Consider the following 21354-nt stretch of genomic DNA (forward strand, 5'->3'; position numbering starts at 1 on the left):
CTGTTGGTTGCCCGGCCTGGCAGACGTGCATTTCCGGACGGGAGTTGCCTCAGGTGGGCAAACACACCGTGTGGCCGGCGGACGGGCGGCGGGGGCGGAGCCTTCGACGGACGTGCGGAGCATGCCGCGACCGGGTCAGGAAGGCGTCCCGTCCTTGAGCCGGGCCAGCGCCTCCGGGGCTTCGTCGACCGAGTCGACCAGGGCGATCCGGGCCGCCATGGGACGGTCCGCCGCCAGCGCTTGGAGGAGCGGCCAGGCGGGGAGCCGCTCGGTCCAGTGCGCGCGGTCCACCAGCACCATCGGGGTCGGCTCACCTCGCGACCCGTAGTAGTTCGGGGTCGCGTTGTCGAATATCTCCTGCACGGTCCCGGCCGCGCCCGGAAGAAAGACGACGCCGGCATTGGAGCGCGCCAGCAGGCCGTCCTCGCGCACCGCGTTGACGAAGTACTTGGCTATGTGGGACGCAAAGGCGTTCGGCGGCTCATGTCCGTAGAACCATGTGGGGATGCCGACCGAGGCGCCGCCCTCGGGCCGGCTCCGCCGTACGTCGAAGGCGGCCCGCGCCCACTCCGTGATCGAGGGGTCGAAGTGCGGTGCCTTGGCGAGGATTTCCAGCGCCGAATCGAGCATGCCGTCTTCGAAGGGCGCCGCATACGCCCCGAGGTTCGCCGCTTCCATCGCGCCCGGTCCGCCGCCCGTCGCGACGGTCAGGCCGCTGCGGGCGAGCCGGCGGCCGAGCCGGGCCGCGCCCGCGTAGGCCGCGGAGCCGCGCTCCAGGGCATGGCCGCCCATGATGCCCACCACCCGCGCACCGGCGAGGTGTTCGTCCAGGGCGTCGGAGACGGCGTCGTCGTGGATGCTGCGCAGCATCGAGGCGAAGATGTCGCCGTCCGACTTGGTCGCCTCGAACCAGCGGTACGAGCGGGCGTCCGGGGTGGCGTCATAGCCGGTGTCGGACAGCCCCTCGAAGAGCTCGTCCGGGCCGTAGAGACTGCCCCGGTAGGGATCGAAGGGCAGGCCGGGTACCGGCGGGAAAACCAGGGCGCCCCCGGCACGGACCTTGGCGGCGGCGTCCGGTTCCATGGCGCAGCCGAGAAACAGGGACTCCGTGGTGTCCGCGCCGAGCAGCGCGAACGTACGGTCCGTCAGGTCGACCGACTGGACGCGATGTCCGGCGAGCGTGCCGGCGGCGATGACCCGGTCGAACTCCTCCAGGGATTCGATCTCGTAGTCGTGGTTGTCGTCGTGGGCGCTGGGGCGGCGGGACGCTGAGGGCTGTGAATTCGACTGCACGTCCGTCATGTTAGGACCGCAGTGACTGGACCAGGGGGCCGAGGTGTCCGTCCGCGGCCGCCGCATCGAGTGCGGCGCTCAGGGCGCCGTCGTAGGTCGGGCGGGCCTGCTTCTGAACGTCCCGGCCTTCGTCCGTGATCACGGAGTACACGCCGCGCCGGTCGTCGGGGCACAGGTCACGGCGGGTCAGGCCGGTCGACTCCAGGCGGGCGGCCAGACGGCTCACGGAACTCTGGTTGAGGCCGATGAGGTCGGCGAGCTCCTGCATGCGCAGCTCACCGTCGTCCGCCTCGGCCAGCCTGGCCAGCGCGCGGTACTCGGACAGTCCGATGCCGTGACGCCGCTGCAGGGCTCGTGCCAGCTCTTGTTCGACGCGGGTGTGCAGTGCTCCGAGCCGGTCCCAGTGCTCCGCGTCCATCGTCATCCGCTTTCTTCTGCCTTTTGCCGCTGGGCTCTTGACGGCAGCGTACATGCGGAAGAAACTTATGTATGTGCATGCAAGTGACGCGTATGCAGGGGCCGGGACCGGGTCCGTGCAGGGACCGAGGGGGAGTGGTGTCGATGACGATGCCGGGGGCGCGCCGCGAAAACCGGGCGTGGGCGCAGCAGTTGTTGCCGAGGCGGTCTGCGGGGGAGCGCCCGGGGGTGGAGCGCCGGAGCTTCGGGAGCCGCCGCGCTCCGCCCCGGGCGGCCCTGCACCGCTACTTCAGTGCACCAGCGGAAGCGTGGCCATTTCCGCGACCGTCCAGGTCAGGGGTGCCAGGACGATCACCAGCGCCAGGGCGCGCAGGGCAGCGGCGCGGTGGAGGACGGAGGCGGAGGCCCCCAGGCGGCGGAGGGCGGCCGTGGTGTGGGCGCGGGCCGAGCGGGATTCCAGCGCGGCAGTGAGCGCGCTGGCGATGACACAGGCGAGGACGACCGCAGCGCCGACCGCGGTGAGCGGTCCGAAGGGACGGGAGGGCGAGGCTTCGTACACCTTCATGGCGGCGTACGCGGCGGAGGCGACGGCACACAGGACACCGAGCGGGCGGCCGAGACGTTGCGACTCCTCCTGGAGTACCCGCCCGGACAGCAGACGCAGTGCGCCGGGCCGGCCGGCGCAGAGGAGCCGGCCGCACAGATGCACCAGACCGGGGCCGGCCAGCACGAGGCCGAAGGCCGACAGTGCCCAGCCGGCCAGCACGCCGGGAGGGCTGCCGATCAGCCGGCCGGGGAGCGGCAGCAGTCCGCCGTGGGCGCCGCCGGTGCCGGGGCTGGTGTACGCCTCGATCGCCAGGCCGGCCGCGGCCAGGGCGATACCCCACGGAAGACCGGAGGGCGGGGCGGTCCTGGGAAGGGTGTCGATCTCGGGGGCGCCGGCCTCGTGGCGGGGGCGCAGGGCGACGGCGGTCGCGGCAGCGGCGGTCAGCGGCACGGCCGCCAGCAGGATGAGGGCGCCGACGAGCGGCACGGGGTGGCCGGCGCCGAGCAGGTCGGCGTCGAAGGGGACGGCGGACGGGCCGCCGAGGTCACCGCGGAGACGGAGGAAGAGCAGCAGCGAGAAGAGGACGCCGAGGACACAGGTCAGCGTGGTGGAGACCGTGGCGAGCAGGGTGAGACGGAGCGGGCCCAGACCGGCGGCGGTCATGCCGCGCTGGAGGCGGGCGGCGGGATCCGTACGGGCCGTGGACACCGCGAACTGGGCCGTGGCGGCGAGCGGGGCGGTGCACCACAGCAGGCGTACCAGCGAGTCGTCGGCCGCGGACGGGTGGCCGGCGGCGTGGCCGACGGTGGAGAGCAGCAGGAAGCCGGTGCCGGCCGCTGCGACGGCGACGGAGAGGCGGCGCATCAGGACGAGGGGGTGAGAGCCGCGGGCTAGACGGAGAGCGAGCACGCTGCCCTGCTTTCCTCATCGGAGGAACCGGTGGCTGCGGGCGCGGCGCTCGACTGGCGGCCGTCGAGGAGCGCGAGGGACCGGTCGGCGAGCGTGGCGACCTCGGGGTCATGGGTCGCCAGCACGACGGTGATCTGGTGCGAGCGGGCCGCGGTGGTGAGGGTGCGCAGCACCTGGGTGCCGTCGGAGTGGTGCAGCGGCGCGGTCGGTTCGTCGGCGAACAGCACCTGGGGGCTGGTGGCGAGCGCGCGGGCGATGGCGATGCGCTGGCGCTGGGACTGGTCGAGCCGCGCGGGACGGCGGTTCACGCACATGCCGACGTCGAGGCGGTCCAGCCATTCGACGGCGGTGTGCTTGGCGGAGCGGGTGCCGGTGCCGCGGAGGAGGAGGGGGAGGGCGGCGTTCTCCCAGGCGGTGAGTTCGGGAACGAGATGCGGTTCGGTGTCGATCCAGCCGAACCGGTCCAGGCGCAGCCGTTCGCGGCTGGGGGAGGAGAGCGTGTGCACCGGGGCGCTGTTGAACCAGATCTCGCCCTCGGAGGGGACGAGTTGACCGGAGAGACATTTCAGGAGGGTGGTCTTGCCGCTGCCGCGCGGGCCGGTGACGGCGAGGATCTCGCCTTCGCGGACGCCGACGGAGACTCCGGCGAGGGCCGTGGTGCCGCCGTGTGTGTGGTGCAGGCCGCGGGCCCAGAGAACGTCGTTGTCAGGCGGGGCCACCATCTGCGCACCTCTTGCTGTAGGCGTCGAGTCGTTCCCCCGGCCGGGTGAACGACCATGGAGGGTATCGGTCACTAGCACGGTAAAGACTGGTGACCCCCGGTATTCGTCGCTTGGCAGCACAACGGCCCAGATTCACTCGTATGGCTTGAAGTGAGTGAATCTGAGCCGTTGGATGTTCAGTTGTGTACGAGTGCACCCGGAGGTGACGCGAGGGTCAGAGCTTGGTCCAGGCCTCGGTGAGGACGGAGCGCAGGATCTGCTCGATCTCGTCGAAGACCGGCTGGTCGGCGATCAGCGGCGGGGCGAGCTGGATGACCGGGTCGCCACGGTCGTCGGCGCGGCAGTAGAGGCCGTTGTCGTACAGCGCCTTGGAGAGGAAGCCGTACAGGACGCGCTCGGTCTCCTCGTCGTTGAAGGACTCCTTGGTGGCCTTGTCCTTGACGAGTTCGATGCCGTAGAAGAAGCCGTTGCCGCGGACGTCGCCGACGATCGGCAGGTCGTGCAGCTTCTGCAGGGTGCTCAGGAAGTTGCCCTCGTTTTCGAGGACATGCTTGTTGAGGCCCTCACGCTCGAAGATGTCGAGGTTGGTGATACCGACGGCCGCGGAGACCGGGTGGCCGCCGAAGGTGTAGCCGTGCAGGAAGGTGTTGTCGCCCTTGTAGAACGGCTCGGACAGGCGGTCGGAGATGATGCAGGCGCCGATCGGGGAGTAGCCCGAGGTCATGCCCTTGGCGCAGGTGATCATGTCCGGGACGTAGCCGAACTTCTCGCAGCCGAACATCGTGCCGAGGCGGCCGAAGGCGCAGATGACCTCGTCGGAGACGAGCAGCACGTCGTACTGGTCGCAGATCTCGCGGACCCGCTGGAAGTAGCCGGGGGGCGGCGGGAAGCAGCCGCCGGCGTTCTGCACCGGCTCCAGGAAGACCGCGGCGATGGTCTCGGGGCCCTCGAAGAGGATCTGCTGCTCGATCTGGTCGGCGGCCCAGCGGCCGAAGGCCTCGGGGTCGTCGCCATGGATCGGGGCGCGGTAGATGTTGGTGTTCGGGACCTTGTGCGCGCCGGGGACCAGCGGCTCGAAGGGGGCCTTCAGGCCGGGCAGGCCGGTGATGGACAGGGCGCCCTGCGGGGTGCCGTGGTAGGCCACCGCGCGGGATATCACCTTGTGCTTCATCGGCTTGCCGACGAGCTTGAAGTACTGCTTGGCCAGCTTCCAGGCGGTCTCGACGGCCTCGCCGCCACCGGTGGTGAAGAAGACCTTGTTGAGGTCGCCCGGGGCGTGGTGGGCCAGGCGCTCGGCAAGCTCCACCGCCTTGGGGTGGGCGTAGGACCACACGGGGAAGAAGGCCAGCTCCTGCGCCTGCTTATAGGCGGTCTCGGCGAGCTCGACCCGGCCGTGGCCGGCGTTGACCACGAAGAGGCCGGCGAGGCCGTCGATGTAGCGCTTGCCCTTGTCGTCGTAGATGTTGGTGCCCTCGCCGCGCACGATCGTGGGCACGGGGGCATTCTCGTACGACGACATGCGGGTGAAGTGCATCCACAGGTGGTCGTACGCCGTCTTGGAGAGGTCGCCGCTCATTGCTATCTCGTTCCCCAGGTGTAGGTCTGCTTCCGGAGCTTGAGGTACACGAAGCTCTCGGTGGTCCGGACGCCGGGAAGCGTGCGGATCCGCTTGTTGATCATTTCCAGAAGGTGGTCGTCGTCCTCGCAGACGATCTCGATGAGGAGATCGAAGGAGCCTGCCGTCATGACGACGTACTCGACCTCTTCCATGGTCGTCAGGGCGTCGGCCACGGGGTCGAGGTCACCTTCGACGTTGATGCCGACCATTGCCTGCCGACGGAAACCGACCGTGAGGGGGTCGGTGACCGCGACGATCTGCATCACGCCTTGGTCGAGCAGTTTCTGTACGCGCTGGCGTACCGCCGCTTCGGAGAGGCCGACGGCCTTGCCGATCGCGGCGTACGGACGGCGCCCGTCCTCCTGGAGCTGCTCGATGATCGCCAGGGAGACGGAGTCGATCGACGGGGTGCCGTTTCTGTCACGAGTGGCCACGCCGTTCACTGTGCACGAGCCTCGTCTGTCTTGCAACCCCGGATCGATGAAATTCGTTGTGTCGGGATCGAAATTTAACTGATTCCGTTGTTACCGGGTGGCGGGTGTGTTGAAAACGTGGGATCCATGGCTAGGGTGGATGTCCAAACCACCAGACTTCTGACTGAAGGGGGCGCACACAGTGACCACCGCACTGCGTCGTCTGCGCAACTACATCGACGGGGAGTTCCGGGACGCCGCCGACGGGCGGACCACGGAGGTGGTCAATCCCGCCACGGGTGAGGCGTACGCCACCGCCCCGCTCTCGGCCGCCACCGACGTGGACGCGGCGATGGCGGCCGCCGAAGCCGCCTTCCCCGCCTGGCGAGACCTGATCCCGGCCGAGCGCCAGAAGGTCCTGCTGAAGATCGCCGACCGCTTCGAGGAGCGGGCGGAGGAGCTGATCGCCGCCGAGTCCGAGAACTGCGGCAAGCCGATCGCGCTCGTACGGTCCGAGGAAATCCCGCCGATGGTGGACCAGATCCGCTTCTTCGCGGGTGCCGCCCGGATGCTCGAAGGCCGTGCGTCCGGCGAGTACATGGAGGGCTTCACCTCCATCATCCGCCGCGAGCCGGTCGGCGTCTGCGCCCAGGTCGCGCCGTGGAACTACCCGATGATGATGGCCGTGTGGAAGTTCGCCCCGGCGCTGGCCGCGGGCAACACCGTCGTCATCAAGCCGTCCGACACCACCCCGGCCTCCACGGTCCTGATCGCTGACATCATCGGCAGCGTGCTGGACGAACTGGGCCACTCCCGCGGCGTGTTCAACGTCATCTGCGGTGACCGCGAGACCGGCCGGCTGATGGTCGAGCACAAGGTTCCCGCGATGGCCTCGATCACCGGCTCGGTCCGTGCCGGTATGCAGGTCGCCGAGTCCGCGTCCAAGGACCTCAAGCGGGTCCACCTGGAGCTGGGCGGCAAGGCACCGGTCGTCGTCTTCGAGGACACCGACATCGCCAAGGCCGTCGAGGACATCTCGGTCGCCGGCTACTTCAACGCCGGCCAGGACTGTACGGCCGCCACCCGCGTCCTCGTCCACGAGTCCATCCACGACGAGTTCGTCGCCGCGCTGGCCAAGGCCGCCTCGGAGACCAAGACCGGCGCCGTCGACGACGAGGACGTGCTCTACGGCCCGCTCAACAACGCCAACCAGCTCAAGCAGGTCAAGGGCTTCATCGAGCGGCTGCCCGCGCACGCCAAGATCGAGGCGGGCGGCGAGCAGGTCGGCGACAAGGGCTACTTCTTCGCCCCGACCGTCGTCTCGGGCCTCAAGCAGGACGACGAGATCGTCCAGCAGGAGGTCTTCGGCCCGGTCATCACCGTCCAGCCCTTCTCCGACGAGAAGCAGGCCGTGGAGTGGGCCAACGGCGTTGAGTACGCGCTGGCGTCCTCGGTGTGGACCAAGGACCACGCCCGCGCCATGCGGATGTCCAAGACCCTGGACTTCGGCTGTGTGTGGATCAACACCCACATCCCGCTCGTCGCCGAGATGCCGCACGGCGGATTCAAGAAGTCCGGCTACGGCAAGGACCTTTCGGCCTACGGCTTCGACGACTACACTCGCATCAAGCACGTGATGACCTCGCTGGACGGCTGAGCCGACCGGCCGGCCCGACCGGCCGGCCGGGGGAATCACCGTCGAGCGCACGGAACGCTCGACACACCGTCGCGGGCGGAGGCCCGGCAATGGACGCTCTGTCTCTTGCCGCCTCCGCCCGCGGCACGTGAGAGTGCTCGCCATGGCTGATCTTTCGCGGCGTGCGCTGCTCCGAGGTATGGGCGGAATCGGTGTGACGGGGGCGCTGGCCGCCATGACCGGCTGCGGGGTGCCACCCGCGTACGTCAAGGAGGCGGACCGCGGGAGTGCGGACCGGTCGGCGCAGGACCGGAAGATCGTCTTCGCGAACTGGCCGCTCTACATCGACGTCGACGACCACCACAAGCAGCGCCGGCCCAGCCTTGACGCCTTCACACGGCGCACCGGGATCTCCGTCACGTACACCGAGGAGATCAACGACAACGACGAGTTCTTCGGCAAGATCAGCCCCGCGCTGATGAACCACCAGAGCACCGGCCGGGATCTGGTCGTCATCAGCGACTGGATGTGCGCCCGGTTCGTACGGCTGGGATGGGTCCAGGAGATGGACCGGGCCGCCCAGCCGCATGTCGCCGAGAACCTCGATCCGCTGCTGCGCACGCCGCACTTCGACCCGGGCCGAAAGCACTCCGTGCCCTGGCAGTCCGGGATCACCGGCATCGCCTACAACCGCAAGAAGCTCGGCCGGGAGATCAAGCACACCTCCGACCTGTGGAAGGACGATCTGCGCGGCCGGGTCACCCTGCTCTCCGGGCTCGATGAATCGTTCGCGCTGCTGATGCAGGGCGACGGCGTGGACATCACCCGCTGGACGGCCGATGACTTCCACCGGATGACCGACCGGGTACGCCGCCTCGTGAGCCAGGGCCACATCAGGCGGTTCACCGGCAACGACTACATCAAGGACCTGGACTCCGGGGATGTGCTCGCCGCGCAGGCCTACTCGGGCGATGTGATCCAGCTCCAGGCGGACAACCCGGACATCGAGTTCGTGGTGCCGCAGGAGGGCGCCGAGCTCTGGGCGGAGAGCCTGCTGATCCCCAACCTCGCGGAGCACAAGCGCAACGCAGAGCGGCTGATCGACTACTACTACCGGCCGGAGGTCGCCGCGGAGCTGGCCGCCTGGGTCAACTACGTCTGCCCCGTACCGGCCGCGCGCGAGGTGCTGGCCTCTTCCAAGGACAAGGAACGCGCCGCACTCGCCGAGGATCCGCTGATCTTCCCCGACGGGGCGATGCGCAAGCGGCTGGCCATCGCCCGCGACATCACCTCCAAGGAGCGGACCGAATTCGCCAAGGAGTGGAACGCGATCGTGGGGCTGTAGGGGCGGCGGGCCGTGCGCCCGCCGTGCGCCGTACACCCGCCGCCCGCCGTCGCCGCGCCTGGCCCGTGCAGGCCGTCGCGGCGACGGCGGGCGGTCAGGCCCCGGCAGCCGCTAGCTGCGCCAGGCGGCCGTGTAGCCGTCGATCTCGGCCGTCAGCCGCGCCTTGGCGGCGGTGTCCATGAAGGAGGCGGCGACTGCATTCGTGGCGAGGCCGGCCACCCCGTCGGCATCCAGGCCCAACAGCCGGGCGGCGACGCCGTATTCGGTGTTGAGATCGGTGCCGAACATCGGCGGGTCATCGCTGTTGATCGTGACCAGCACGCCCGCGTCGACCATCTCCTTGAGGGGGTGCTCCTCCAGGGTGCGCACCGCGCGGGTGGCGATGTTGGAGGTGGGGCAGACCTCCAGCGGGATGCGGTGCTCGGCGAGGTGGGCGAGCAGCGCAGGGTCCTGGGGGGCGCTCGTGCCGTGGCCGATGCGCTCGGCGCGGAGCTCGGTGAGCGCGTCCCAGATCGTGCCGGGTCCCGTGGTCTCCCCGGCGTGCGGTACGGAGTGCAGGCCGGCGGCGATGGCGCGGTCGAAGTACGGCTTGAACTGCGGGCGGGGGACGCCGATCTCGGGGCCGCCGAGCCCGAACGCGACCAGGCCCTCGGGCTGCAGGTCACAGGCGATACGGGCGGTCTCCTCGGCGGCCGCCAGACCCGCCTCACCGGGGATGTCGAAGCACCAGCGCAGCACCACGCCCAGCTCGGACTCCGCGGCTTTACGGGCGTCCTCGATGGCCTCGACGTACGCGGCGTCGGGGATGCCGCGGCTGGTCGAACTGAAGGGGGTGACGGTCAGCTCGGCGTAGCGGATGTGCTGCCGGGCCATGTCCCTGGCGACCTCGTACGTCAGCAGCCGGACGTCCTCGGCGTCGCGGATCAGGTCCACGACGGAGAGGTAGACCTCGATGAAGTGGGCGAAGTCGCGGAAGGTGAAGTAGTCGACCAGCGCTTCGGGGTCGGTGGGGACGGCGGAGTCCGGGTGCCGCGCCGCCAGCTCGGCGACGATGCGCGGTGAGGCCGATCCGACGTGGTGGACGTGCAGCTCCGCCTTGGGCAGGCCCGCAATGAAGGCATCGAGATCGGACAACGGTTCCTCCTGGTCAATGGGAGCACAGGGGTGTGCGGAGGGGCCCCGTCATGCTAAGCGGGGCGAGTGCGGTGGTGGGGCGCAGGTCCGCACACCGGCCCTCCCCGGGCCCGCCTACGACTCCGGGCCGGCCCCTTCCCGCAGTGTCTGCCGCGCCGCCATCAGCGCGAAGCCCAGCAGATTCAGGCCCCGCCAGCGCCCCGGGTCCGCGGCCCGCTCGTCATCGGCGGCGAGGCCGATGCCCCATATCCGGTCCATCGGACTGGCCTCCACCAGCACTCGGGAGTTCGTGCCCAGCAGAAACTCCCGCAGCGCGGCATCCTGGCCGAATTTATGGACACTGCCCTCGACGACCAGGCCGAAGCGGTGCCGCTGCCATGTCTCCTCGTCGAAGCCGCGGACCCGGCGCCCGGCGTCCTTGGCCTGCTTGGGGTGCCTCGCCGCGATCGCGCGTTGCTCCGCCTCCGCATCGTCGAACAGCCGCGCCTTGCCGGCCATCATCCAGTGCTCGGCGGTGGCGTACCGGACGCCGTCGACGGTGAAGGGGGAAGGCCACCACTGGCTGAAGCAGCTCGCCCCGAGGCTGCCGTCGCGCCGAGGGCTGTGGCCCCAGAAATGGACGTATTTGACGCGCTTCCCGGCGGCGGTCGCGCGGCGAAGTTCCTCGACCGAGCGCGGCCCGTCCGCGGCGCGCTCGCCCATGATCCCCGTGTTGTCGTGCATCATGCCGGGATTCTGTCAGCGGGCACTGACAACGTGTCGGGGCTCGTACCGCAAGAATCACAGAATTCGTCGCGTAACCAAAAGGCAACAACGGAATCCCTTGTTGAGACCCTTCTACTCTGTCAAGATCAGCCATCGATTCCGGAAATAGCTACGCCAGGCAGTGCCGCTGAGCGGCCTCGGTGCCCGGCGGAGGAGAGCACCATGGATCACCGATTCGATGCCACCGAGCGATTCGCCGCGGGCGCCCAATTCATCGCAGGAAGTCTCCGGAGCGGAAGTTCCGGCCGTACCCAGGCCGTCGTGGACCCGGCGACAGGCGAGACGGTGTACTCCTATGAACTCGCAGGTACGGCGGATGTGGACGCCGCCGTGGCGGCCGCGGAGCGGGCGTTCGCGGAGTGGGGCGGTGCCACGCCGGGCGAGCGCTCCGACACCCTGCACCGCTTCGCCGCAGTCCTCGCCGAGGACGCCGCCGATCTCGCCGCTGCGGAATCGCTGAACTGCGGAAAGCCGATCAAGCTCAGCGAGGAGTTCGACGTACCGGGCTCGATCGACAACGCCGCGTTCTTCGCGGGGGCCGCCCGGCATCTGGAGGGTAAAGCGGCCGGCGAATACAGCGCCGATCACACCTCCGTCATCCGCCGCGAGCCCCTTGGTGTCGTCGGCTCCATCGCACCGTGGAACTATCCGCTGCAGATGGCCGCCTGGAAGGTGCTGCCGGCCATCGCTGCGGGCAACACCATCGTCCTCAAGCCCGCCGAGATCACCCCCTTCACCTCGCTGCTGTTCGCGCAGGCCGCACAGCGCGCGGGCCTGCCGGACGGCGTCATCAACATCATCTCCGGGGCGGGCAGGGACGCCGGTGAGCATCTGGTGGGCCACCGTTCCGTCGCGATGACCTCCTTCACCGGCTCGACCGGCGTCGGCAAGCGCGTCGCCGAGATCGCCACCGGCACCGTCAAGCGGCTGCATCTCGAACTCGGCGGCAAGGCCCCCTTCGTCGTCTTCGACGACGCGGACCTGGAGGCCGCCGTCCACGGAGCGGTCGCCGGATCGCTGATCAACACCGGCCAGGACTGCACCGCCGCCACCCGCGCCTACGTCCAGCGCCCGCTGTACGACGCCTTCGTCAGCGGCGTCGCCGACCTGATGGCGACCGTACGGCTCGGCGACCCCTTCGACCCGTCCACCGATCTGGGCCCGCTGATCTCGCACACCCAGCGCGACCGGGTGGCCGGCTTCGTCGACCGGGCGCGCGGTTACGCCACCGTCGTCACCGGGGGCGAGGCGCCGCAGGGCGAGCTGGCCAAGGGCGCCTACTACCGGCCGACGCTGATCGCCGGGGCCGCGCAGGACAGCGAGATTGTGCAGTCCGAGATCTTCGGCCCGGTGCTGGTCGTGCTGCCTTTCGACAGCGACGACGAGGGCATCGCGCTGGCCAACGACACCCCCTACGGGCTGGCCGCCTCCGCCTGGAGCCGGGACGTGTACCGCACCGGGCGCGCCACCCGCGAGATCAACGCGGGCTGCGTCTGGGTCAACGACCACATCCCGATCATCAGCGAGATGCCGCACGGCGGGGCCAAGGCCTCCGGCTTCGGCAAGGACATGTCGGCCTACTCCTTCGAGGAGTACACCCAGGTCAAGCACGTCATGTACGACAACACCGCGGTGGCGCGCAAGGACTGGCACCGCACCATCTTCGGGGACCGCCCGTAAGGGACGTCCCCCTCGGGCCCCGAGGGGCCCTGCCCTGCGGCCGGCGCCGCGCGGCTTCGTCACCACCGGCCGAGCGCCGGGCTCATCCCCTGAAAGGGCACCGCGCATGGAGCACCACGAGCAGCCCGAACCCCTGTCCTCGGCCGAACTCACCGCCATGCGCCGCAGTGCGACCCACGGCCGGCTCGCCATGACCCGCCGCTCGCTGCTGCGTGCGAGCGGCGCCCTGGCGGCCACGGTCGGCGGCCTCGGCGCCCTGTCGTCCTGCGGCATCCCGCCCGCGGGCCGTACGGACGCCGGCCGTTCCGAGGACCACTCCAAGGCGGAGAAGCGCCTCAACTTCTCCAACTGGACCGAGTACATGGACGTCAGCAAGGACGGCAAGCACCGGCCCACGCTGGACCGCTTCACCCGGCGCACCGGCATCGCCGTCAAATACACCGAGGACATCAACGACAACGACGAGTTCTTCGGCAAGATCCAGGCGCAGTTGGCGGCCGGCCAGGACACCGGCCGCGATCTGATCGTGCTCACCGACTGGATGTGCGCACGGATGATCTCCCTCGGCTGGATCCAGGAGCTGGACCCGGCCAACCTGCCGCACGCCTACGCCAATCTCTCGGCGCAGTACCGCAACCCCGCCTGGGACCCCGGCCGCGCGCACTCCTACGTCTGGCAGGGCATCCCGGCCCTCATCGCGTACAACAAGAAGGCCACCGGCGGGAAGAAGGTCGACTCCATCAGCCAGCTGCTGGAGGACCCGCAGCTCAAGGGCCGGGTCGGCTTTCTCTCCGAGATGCGCGACAGCATCGGCCTGACCCTGCTGGACATGGGCAAGCGGCCCGAGGACGTCACCGCGGACGACTACGACGCGGCCATCGCCCGGCTCCAGAAGGGCGTCGACTCCAAGCAGATACGCCGCTTCACCGGCAACGACTACACCACCGACCTGGACAAGGGCGACCTGGCCGCCTGTGTGGCCTGGGCGGGCGACATCGTCCAGCTCCAGAACGACAACCCGGACATCGCCTACGCCATCCCCAAGACCGGCTATATGACGTCCACCGACAACCTCATGGTGCCGAACAAGGCCCGCCACAAGCAGAACGCCGAACGGCTCATCGACTACTTCTACGAGCCGAAGGCGGCGGCCCGGCTCGCGGCGTACATCAACTACGCCTGCCCCGTCGACGGTGTGCGCGAGGAACTCGCCAAGCTCGACAAGAAGGCGGCGGAGAACCCGCTGATCCTGCCGGACAAGGAGATGGCCGCCCGGTCCCACTCCTTCCGCGCCCTGACCGCCAAGGAGAACAAGGAGTTCGCCCAGAAGTTCTCCGACCTCACCGGCGCCTGATCCCCCACCTTCCGGGCCCGCCCGAGCCGTTTCGCCCTCCGACCCACGGGACGACCGACATGACCCACACCGCGACCCCCCAGAGCAGTGGCGGCGACGTCCGCCTCCACGGGATAAGCAAAACCTACGGCTCCTTCACCGCCGTCCATCCGCTCGACCTGACCGTCCCCGCGGGCTCCTTCTTCGCGCTGCTGGGCGCCTCGGGCTGCGGCAAGACCACCACCCTGCGCATGATCGCCGGGCTGGAGGAGCCCACCACCGGCACCGTCGAACTGTCGGGACAGGACGTCACCGTCCTGCCGCCGTACAAGCGGCAGGTCAACACCGTCTTCCAGAACTACGCGCTCTTCCCGCACCTGGACATCTACGAGAACGTCGCCTTCGGCCTGCGCCGCCGCGGCATCAAGTCCGTCAAGAAGCAGGTCGAGGAGATGCTCGACCTCGTCCAGCTCGGCCCGATGGCGCGCCGCAAGCCGCAGCAGCTCTCCGGCGGCCAGCAGCAGCGCGTCGCGGTCGCCCGCGCGCTGATCAACCACCCGCAGGTGCTGCTGCTCGACGAGCCGCTCGGCGCCCTCGACCTCAAGCTGCGCCGCCAGATGCAGCTGGAGCTCAAGCGCATCCAGACCGAGGTCGGCATCACCTTCGTGCACGTCACCCACGACCAGGAGGAAGCCATGACGATGGCCGACACCGTGGCCGTGATGAACGGCGGCACGGTCGAACAGCTCGGCGCCCCCGCCGACCTCTACGAGAACCCCGGCAGCACCTTCGTCGCCAACTTCCTGGGCACCTCCAACCTCATCGAGGCCGAGGTCGTCGAGTCCGGCGGCGAGGAACTGCTCCTCAAGGCCGGTGACGCCAAGCTGCGGCTGCCCGCCGGCCGGTGCAGCGCCACCGCCCGCACCGGCGAGAAGGTGCTCGCCGGAGTCCGGCCCGAGAAGGTGACCCTGGCGCACGCCGACGACGCCGGGTCCATCGCCGAGGGCCGCAACCGGCTGCCCGCGCGCATCAAGGACGCCAGCTTCATCGGGGTCTCCACGCAGTACGTCATCGAAGCCCCGGGCCTGGGCGAACTCGCCGTCTACGAGCAGAACATCGAGCGCGACGGGCGCCTGGTCCCCGGCGCCGAGGTCGTACTGCACTGGAGCCCGGCGCACACCTTCGGGCTGGACGCCGGCCAGGACATCGGTGCGGGCGCGGACCTCGACGAGGAGGCCGCGTGAGTATCACCGAGACGCCCGCGCCACCGGACGGGCAGGCCGGGGCCGCCCCCCTGGAGGTGCGCAAGACCCCCGTCCGCAAACGGCTCGTCCCCTACTGGCTGCTGCTGCCCGGCATCCTGTGGCTGATCGTCTTCTTCGCCGCCCCGCTCGTCTACCAGGCGTCGACCTCGATCCAGACCGGCTCCCTCGAAGAGGGCTTCAAGGTCACCTGGCACTTCGCGACGTACTGGGACGCGCTCGGCGAATACTGGCCGCAGTTCGTCCGCTCCGTGCTCTACGCCGCGACCGCCACCGCGCTCTGTCTGCTCCTGGGCTATCCGCTGGCCTACCTCATCGCCTTCAAGGCGGGCCGCTGGCGGAATGTCGTGATGATCCTGGTCATCGCCCCGTTCTTCACCAGCTTCCTGATCCGTACCCTTGCCTGGAAGACGATCCTGGCCGACGGCGGGCCGGTCGTCGGCGTCCTGAACTCGCTGCACGTCCTGGACGTCACCAGCTGGCTGGGCCTCACCGAAGGCCAACGGGTGCTGGCCACCCCGCTCGCCGTGGTCTGCGGACTGACCTACAACTTCCTGCCGTTCATGGTCCTGCCGCTCTACACCTCACTGGAGCGCATCGACCCGCGCCTCCAGGAGGCCGCCGGCGACCTCTACGCCCGTCCGGCCACCACCTTTCGCCGGGTGACCTTCCCGCTGTCCATGCCCGGTGTCGTCGCCGGTACCCTGCTCACCTTCATCCCGGCCGCCGGTGACTACATCAACGCCGAACTGCTGGGCTCCACCGACCAGAAGATGATCGGCAACGTCATCCAGTCGCAGTTCCTGCGGGTCCTGGACTACCCGACCGCCGCCGCCCTCTCCTTCATCCTCATGGCGGCCATCCTCGCCATGGTCACGATCTACATCCGCAAGTCCGGGACGGAGGATCTGGTCTGATGGCCGTCCGCGAGACCACCGAAGTCACCGCCGTCCGCACCCCGAACCGGGGCCTGCGCTGGCTGCGCCGCAACATCATCACCATCGCGGGCCTGGGCACGCTGGGCTATCTGATCCTGCCCAACCTCGTGGTGATGGTCTTCTCCTTCAACAAGCCCAACGGCCGCTTCAACTACCAGTGGCAGCGCTTCTCCACGGACGCCTGGAGCGATCCGTGCGGCGTCGCCGACCTGTGCGGCTCGCTCGGCCTGAGCCTGCAGCTCGCGCTCTGGGCGACCATCGGCGCGACCGTCCTCGGCACCATGATCGCGTTCGCGCTGGCCCGCTACCGCTTCCGCGCCCGCTCCGGCGTCAACACCCTGATCTTCCTGCCGATGGCGATGCCCGAGGTCGTCATGGCCGCCTCGCTGGCGACCCTCTTCCTCAACATGGGCATCCAGTTCGGCTTCTGGACGATCCTCATCGCGCACATCATGTTCTGCCTGAGCTTTGTGGTCACCGCCGTCAAGGCCCGGGTGATGAGCATGGACCCACGTCTGGAACAGGCCGCCCAGGACCTCTACGCCTCACCCGTCCAGACCTTTCTGCGGGTGACGCTGCCGATCGCCGCCCCCGGTATCGCGGCCGGCGCCCTGCTGTCCTTCGCGCTGTCCTTCGACGATTTCATCATCACCAACTTCAACGCCGGCTCCACCGTGACCTTCCCCATGTTCGTCTGGGGATCGGCACAGCGGGGCACTCCCGTTCAGATCAATGTCATCGGCACGGCGATGTTCCTGGTCGCCGTGTTGTGCGTCGTCGTGGGCCAGCTGGCCGGAGCCCGCCGCAAGAGGAGCAAGAGGAGCTGAGAACCATGGCACGAGCTGCCATGACCCCGTCCGCCGCGCATGCGCTCGCGGACGCCGAACCCACCCCCTTCTGGCTGGCCGACAAGGACCGCCCGGCCGCCCGGCCCGCCCTCGTCGGCGACGAGACCTGCGATCTGCTCGTCGTCGGCGGCGGCTACTCAGGGCTGTGGACGGCGCTGATCGCCAAGGAACGCGACCCCCAGCGCGATGTCGTCCTCATCGAGGGCGCCGAGATCGGCTGGGCGGCCTCCGGGCGCAACGGCGGCTTCTGCGCCGCCTCCCTCACCCATGGCCTCGGCAACGGCCTGGCCCGCTGGCCGGGCGAACTGGCCACCCTCGAAGAGCTCGGCATCCGCAACCTCGACGCCATCGAGGAGGCCGTCGCCCGCTACGACATCGACTGCGCCTTCGAGCGCACCGGCGAGATCGACATCGCCACCGAGCCCCACCAGATCGCCGAACTCAAGGAGTTCGCCGAGGACGCCGCGGAGCTCGGCCTCGACCGGCACGCCTTCCTCGACGAGGACGAACTGCGTGCCCAGGTCGACTCGCCGACCTTCCGCGCCGGCCTGTGGGACCGCGACGGCGTCGCCATGCTCAACCCGGCCCGCCTCGCCTGGGGCCTGAAGCAGGCCTGCCTGGGCCTCGGCGTCCGCATCTACGAGCGCACCCGGGCCACCGACCTCGCCTCCGAAGGCATGGGCATGGCCGTCCGCACGCCCTACGGCCGGGTCTTCGCCCGCCATGTCGCCCTCGGCACCAACGCCTTCCCGTCGCTGGTGAAGCGGGTCCGCCCGTACATCGTCCCGGTCTACGACCATGCCCTGATGACCGAGCCGCTCTCCGACGAACAGCTCGCGGCCATCGGCTGGAAGAACCGCCAGGGCCTCTCGGACTCCAACAACCACTTCCACTACTTCCGCATCACCGCCGACAACCGCATCCTGTGGGGCGGCTACGACATCGTCTACCGCTACGGCGGCGGCGTACGTGCCGAATTCGACCATCACCCGGCCACGTACGAGAAGCTCGCCCGCCACTTCTTCCGCTGCTTCCCGCAGTTGGAGGGCCTTCGCTTCACCCACACCTGGGGCGGCGCCATCGACACCTGCTCCCGCTTCTCGGCCTTCTTCGGCACGGCGCACGCCGGCCGGGTCGCCTATGCCGCCGGCTACACCGGCCTCGGTGTGGGCGCCACCCGCTTCGGCGCCGACGTGATGCTCGACCTGCTCGCCGGTGAGCGCACCGAGCGCACGGAGCTGGAGATGGTCCGCAGCAAGCCGCTGCCGTTCCCGCCCGAGCCGCTGCGCTGGGCCGGCATCGGGATCACCCAGTGGTCGATGACCCGGGCCGACACCCACGGCGGACGCCGCAATCTGTGGCTCAAGGCCATGGACAAGGTGGGGCTGGGCTTCGACAGCTGACGCTCAACGAGGGGCGTGCGACGCGGAGTTGCGCGCCCCTCCGCGCGGCACGGCGGCCCGCCACCGCCAGATCAGGACCGGTCCGGCCCTGACGTGCCGGATGTCCCTGTCCCCTGGCTCGCCGCCCGGCCCCCGCCACCGGACCACCGGTCACACACCGCACACCACACGGCGAGCAGCACCCCGGCCAGACACCAGCTGCCGAGTACGTCCAGCGGCCAGTGATAGCCCCGGCGCACCAGGCCGAGGCCGACACCCACGTTGAGCAGGGCGACCGCGACGGTGACGATGACGGTGACCTTGACCGCTGGAGTGTGCAGACGGGCGGCCGCGCCGTCACCGATCCGCAGCCGTCCCGGGCCGCGGGTCAGCAACAGCCCGGCCAGGCCGTACGCGACGGCAGCCGTGGCGCCATGGCCCGACGGATAGAAGCCGTCCGGCGCACCGCCGGCCATCTGCGGCGGGCCCGGCCGGGCGAGCCACAGTTTGAGCGGGACGACCAGCGCGGGCACCACGGCCAGTGCGAGGCCGGCGGCGACCGGCGGCAGCCACCAGCGCACCGGAGCGGTTCCCTCGGCTGCGTCCCCGCCGCCCTGGTCCCCTCCGCGCCACCCCAGCCGTCCCCGCCATCCCTGCCGTTCCTGCTGTCCCCGCCATCCCTGACATCCCGTCCACACCATGACGACCAACAGCACCGGCAGCGTCACGGCCGTATTACCGAGATCGGCAAAGAACTCGGCGGGCCCGGCGGGGATGCTCCCGGCGGCAAGGGCGTGGCCGAGCCGTTCATCGAGGGTGCGCAGCGGGCCGTGGGCGGCCACCTGCCAGGTGAGCACGGCGAAGAGCAACGCGCTGAACAGACCGGCAGACCGGGGCGACAAACGGGGAGAGCGGCGACCCGACGGGTCCGCGGGGCTTTGAAAAAGGGTCGGCCGCCTCGGAACAGGGGGGGTAGTTCCGAGGCGGCCGCGCTGACCGGTGTTCCGCGCGCCCCGGGGGGTATGGGGCGGGCGGACATCCGATCGGTGAGGATTCCCGGCTCCCCCGATTCCAGGGGTTCCGGTGTTGTGCGCGAGGGCACGGCCTGATCGGAACCGGGGAAGCGCCGATCGGGCGTCGCTCGCAGTCCCCTGCGAGCGGGGTGTTTCTCTCATCTGCTGGAACCGTACGGCACAGCGAGCGTGCCCGACAGGCGCATTACCCGGCCGCCATCGGCCCCGCACATCTTCTTCACGCCATGCCTCCAGTTACGCGCGTCCGCACGGAAATGAGTACAGAAATGGGCACAGAGCGGGTGCGTACACGGGTGCGAACAGGGGCGCGGCCCCGGCGCGCACCAGGGACACGGCAGCCACGGCGCACAACGGGGCAGGGCGGCCCCCGACGGAACCCGGACTCCGGACCCGGACCCCGGACTTCGGGCTACGGACGACGGACTATGGACGACGGGCGACGGGCCCAGGGCCGCCCGTCCACCACCGGCTGCGGCTTCCCCGCCGCTCAAGGGCAGGGCTTCCCCACCGCACGAACGGGCACGGCCCGGGACACGACATCAGCCGTGTCCCGGGCCGTGCCGGGGTTCCTTCGCGGAGCGTCCGTGCGCGCCGCTCAGAGCGTGGCGAAGGCGCCTTCGAGGATGTCCAGACCCTCGTTGAGCAGGTCCTCGCCGATGACCAGCGGCGGCAGGAAGCGCAGCACATTGCCGTACGTGCCGGTCGTCAGGACCAGCAGACCCTCCTGGTGGCAGGCCTTGGCGAGGGCGCCGGTGGCCTCCGGGTTCGGGTCCTTGGAGCCGGACTTGACCAGCTCGATCGCGATCATCGCGCCGCGGCCGCGGACCTCGCCGATGATGTCGTACTTCTCCGCGATCGCGGTCAGGCGGGCCTTCATGAGGTCGCCGATCCGGCGGGCCTTGGCGTTGAGGTCCTGCTCGCGCATGGTCTCGATCGAGCCCAGCGCCGCGGCGCAGGCCACGGGGTTACCGCCGTAGGTGCCGCCCAGGCCGCCCGCGTGCGCCGCGTCCATGATCTCGGCGCGGCCGGTGACCGCGGCCAGCGGCAGACCGCCCGCGATGCCCTTGGCGGTGGTGATCAGGTCCGGGACGATGCCCTCGTCCTCACACGCGAACCACTGGCCCGTACGGCAGAAGCCGGACTGGATCTCGTCGGCGACGAAGACGATCCCGTTCTCCTTGGCGAAGTTCGCGATCGCCGGGAGGAAGCCCTTGGCCGGCTCGATGAAGCCACCCTCACCGAGCACCGGCTCGATGATGATCGCCGCGACGTTCTCCGCGCCGATCTGCTTGGTGATCTGCGAGATGGCCTGGTCCGCGGCCTCCTGCGCACAGTTCTCCGGGCCGGTCAGCCAGCGGTAGGGGTAGGCCACCGGGACGCGGTAGACCTCGGGCGCGAACGGTCCGAAGCCCTGCTTGTACGGCATGTTCTTGGAGGTGAGCGCCATCGTCAGGTTCGTCCGGCCGTGGTAGCCGTGGTCGAAGACGACGACCGCCTGGCGCTTGGTGTGTACGCGGGCGATCTTGACGGCGTTCTCGACCGCCTCCGCACCGGAGTTGAACAGCGCCGACTTCTTCGCGTGGTCGCCCGGCGTCAGCTCGGCCAGCAGCTCACAGACCTCGATGTACGGCTCGTACGGCGCCACCATGGCACAGGTGTGGGTGAAGGCCTGGAGCTGCGCGGTGGCCCGGCGGACGACCGCCTCCGCGCTGTTGCCGACCGAGGTCACCGCGATGCCGGAGCCGAAGTCGATCAGGGAGTTCCCGTCCACGTCCTCCAGGACGCCCCCGCCCGCGCGCTTGACGAAGACGGGCAGCACGGCGCCGACGCCGGCGGCCACCGTGGCCTGCTTACGGGCCCACAGCTCCTGCGACTTCGGGCCGGGGATCGCGGTGACGACGCGACGCTCCTGGGGGAGGGACGGGCCTCCGGACAGTTCGGTCATGGCAGTCTCCTGGAGTGGAACGGGGGGACGTACAAACGTGTTGTTCTCGCAGGCTAGGGGCGGCCGGGCGGGTCTGGCATGTTCCGTTCGGGAGAAGTGCGCGTGTTGCGTTGTCCGCACCGGACATAGCGAC

The 21354-nt window shown here is 69.8% G+C and carries 18 protein-coding genes; 8 read left to right on the forward strand and 10 right to left on the reverse strand.

What is annotated here, in order from left to right:
* Positions 1–135: 135 nt before the first annotated feature.
* The 6 genes from ACGFWI_RS32095 to ACGFWI_RS32120 form a co-directional block, all read right to left on the reverse strand.
* Positions 136–1302 (reverse strand): LOG family protein, encoded by a 1167-nt coding sequence (locus ACGFWI_RS32095; protein ID WP_393909556.1) that lies wholly within the window; start codon positions 1300–1302, stop codon positions 136–138.
* 1 nt (position 1303) lies between these two features.
* The gene (locus tag ACGFWI_RS32100) at positions 1304–1711 is read right to left on the reverse strand and encodes a MarR family winged helix-turn-helix transcriptional regulator (protein WP_393909619.1); all 408 of its coding nucleotides are present in this window, start codon (positions 1709–1711) and stop codon (positions 1304–1306) included.
* Between the two features lie 288 nt (positions 1712–1999).
* Positions 2000–3166 (reverse strand): hypothetical protein, encoded by a 1167-nt coding sequence (locus ACGFWI_RS32105; protein ID WP_393909557.1) that lies wholly within the window; start codon positions 3164–3166, stop codon positions 2000–2002.
* Positions 3148–3888, reverse strand: coding sequence for an ABC transporter ATP-binding protein (locus ACGFWI_RS32110; protein ID WP_393909558.1), 741 nt, complete (start codon positions 3886–3888; stop codon positions 3148–3150). Before ACGFWI_RS32110 ends, ACGFWI_RS32105 begins: the two co-directional genes overlap by 19 nt.
* A 214-nt stretch (positions 3889–4102) precedes the next feature.
* On the reverse strand, positions 4103–5464 hold the full coding sequence (locus ACGFWI_RS32115; RefSeq protein ID WP_393909559.1) for an aspartate aminotransferase family protein: 1362 nt from the start codon (positions 5462–5464) through the stop codon (positions 4103–4105).
* Between the two features lie 2 nt (positions 5465–5466).
* Positions 5467–5940 carry an Lrp/AsnC family transcriptional regulator gene (locus ACGFWI_RS32120; protein WP_052860613.1) on the reverse strand — a complete coding sequence of 158 codons (474 nt, stop codon included), beginning with the start codon at positions 5938–5940 and terminating at the stop codon, positions 5467–5469.
* 181 nt (positions 5941–6121) lie between these two features.
* Between ACGFWI_RS32120 and ACGFWI_RS32125 the strand changes: the two genes are divergently transcribed.
* Both ACGFWI_RS32125 and ACGFWI_RS32130 read left to right on the forward strand, forming a co-directional pair.
* On the forward strand, positions 6122–7576 hold the full coding sequence (locus tag ACGFWI_RS32125) for a gamma-aminobutyraldehyde dehydrogenase (RefSeq protein ID WP_393909560.1): 1455 nt from the start codon (positions 6122–6124) through the stop codon (positions 7574–7576).
* A 142-nt stretch (positions 7577–7718) separates the two neighbouring features.
* Positions 7719–8900 carry a PotD/PotF family extracellular solute-binding protein gene (locus ACGFWI_RS32130; protein ID WP_393909561.1) on the forward strand — a complete coding sequence of 394 codons (1182 nt, stop codon included), beginning with the start codon at positions 7719–7721 and terminating at the stop codon, positions 8898–8900.
* Between the two features lie 111 nt (positions 8901–9011).
* Here ACGFWI_RS32130 and ACGFWI_RS32135 read toward each other — a convergent pair whose 3' ends face one another.
* On the reverse strand, positions 9012–10034 hold the full coding sequence (locus ACGFWI_RS32135; protein WP_393909562.1) for an adenosine deaminase: 1023 nt from the start codon (positions 10032–10034) through the stop codon (positions 9012–9014).
* 114 nt (positions 10035–10148) lie between these two features.
* A complete protein-coding gene (locus ACGFWI_RS32140) occupies positions 10149–10760 on the reverse strand; it encodes an NADAR family protein (RefSeq protein WP_393909563.1) in 612 nt (203 codons plus the stop codon).
* Positions 10761–10961: 201 nt separating this feature from the next.
* On the opposite strand from ACGFWI_RS32140, the gene ACGFWI_RS32145 reads away from it, so the two are divergent.
* The 6 genes from ACGFWI_RS32145 (at position 10962) to ACGFWI_RS32170 (ending at position 18263) form a co-directional block, all read left to right on the forward strand.
* Positions 10962–12479: a gamma-aminobutyraldehyde dehydrogenase gene (locus tag ACGFWI_RS32145; protein WP_393909564.1), complete on the forward strand. Its 1518-nt coding sequence runs from the start codon at positions 10962–10964 to the stop codon at positions 12477–12479.
* A gap of 106 nt (positions 12480–12585) precedes the next feature.
* The gene (locus ACGFWI_RS32150; RefSeq protein WP_393909565.1) at positions 12586–13833 is read left to right on the forward strand and encodes a PotD/PotF family extracellular solute-binding protein; all 1248 of its coding nucleotides are present in this window, start codon (positions 12586–12588) and stop codon (positions 13831–13833) included.
* A 59-nt stretch (positions 13834–13892) separates the two neighbouring features.
* Positions 13893–15056, forward strand: a complete 1164-nt coding sequence (locus tag ACGFWI_RS32155) for an ABC transporter ATP-binding protein (RefSeq protein WP_393909566.1) — start codon at positions 13893–13895, stop codon at positions 15054–15056.
* A 2-nt stretch (positions 15057–15058) separates the two neighbouring features.
* Positions 15059–15991, forward strand: a complete 933-nt coding sequence (locus tag ACGFWI_RS32160) for an ABC transporter permease (RefSeq protein WP_393909620.1) — start codon at positions 15059–15061, stop codon at positions 15989–15991.
* Positions 15991–16839, forward strand: a complete 849-nt coding sequence (locus tag ACGFWI_RS32165; RefSeq protein ID WP_393909567.1) for an ABC transporter permease — start codon at positions 15991–15993, stop codon at positions 16837–16839. Before ACGFWI_RS32160 ends, ACGFWI_RS32165 begins: the two co-directional genes overlap by 1 nt.
* A gap of 5 nt (positions 16840–16844) precedes the next feature.
* Entirely contained in the window at positions 16845–18263 is a 1419-nt protein-coding gene (locus tag ACGFWI_RS32170; protein WP_393909568.1) for an NAD(P)/FAD-dependent oxidoreductase, read from the forward strand.
* A 71-nt stretch (positions 18264–18334) separates the two neighbouring features.
* Here ACGFWI_RS32170 and ACGFWI_RS32175 read toward each other — a convergent pair whose 3' ends face one another.
* Together ACGFWI_RS32175 and gabT are read right to left on the reverse strand one after the other, a co-directional pair.
* A complete protein-coding gene (locus tag ACGFWI_RS32175; RefSeq protein WP_393909569.1) occupies positions 18335–19144 on the reverse strand; it encodes a phosphatase PAP2 family protein in 810 nt (269 codons plus the stop codon).
* Positions 19145–19871: 727 nt separating this feature from the next.
* A complete protein-coding gene (gene gabT, locus ACGFWI_RS32180; RefSeq protein ID WP_393909570.1) occupies positions 19872–21221 on the reverse strand; it encodes a 4-aminobutyrate--2-oxoglutarate transaminase in 1350 nt (449 codons plus the stop codon).
* Positions 21222–21354 lie beyond the last annotated feature (133 nt).

Origin of the sequence: Streptomyces sp. NPDC048434 (assembly GCF_043200375.1) — a bacterium.
Classification (GTDB): Bacteria; Actinomycetota; Actinomycetes; order Streptomycetales; family Streptomycetaceae; genus Streptomyces.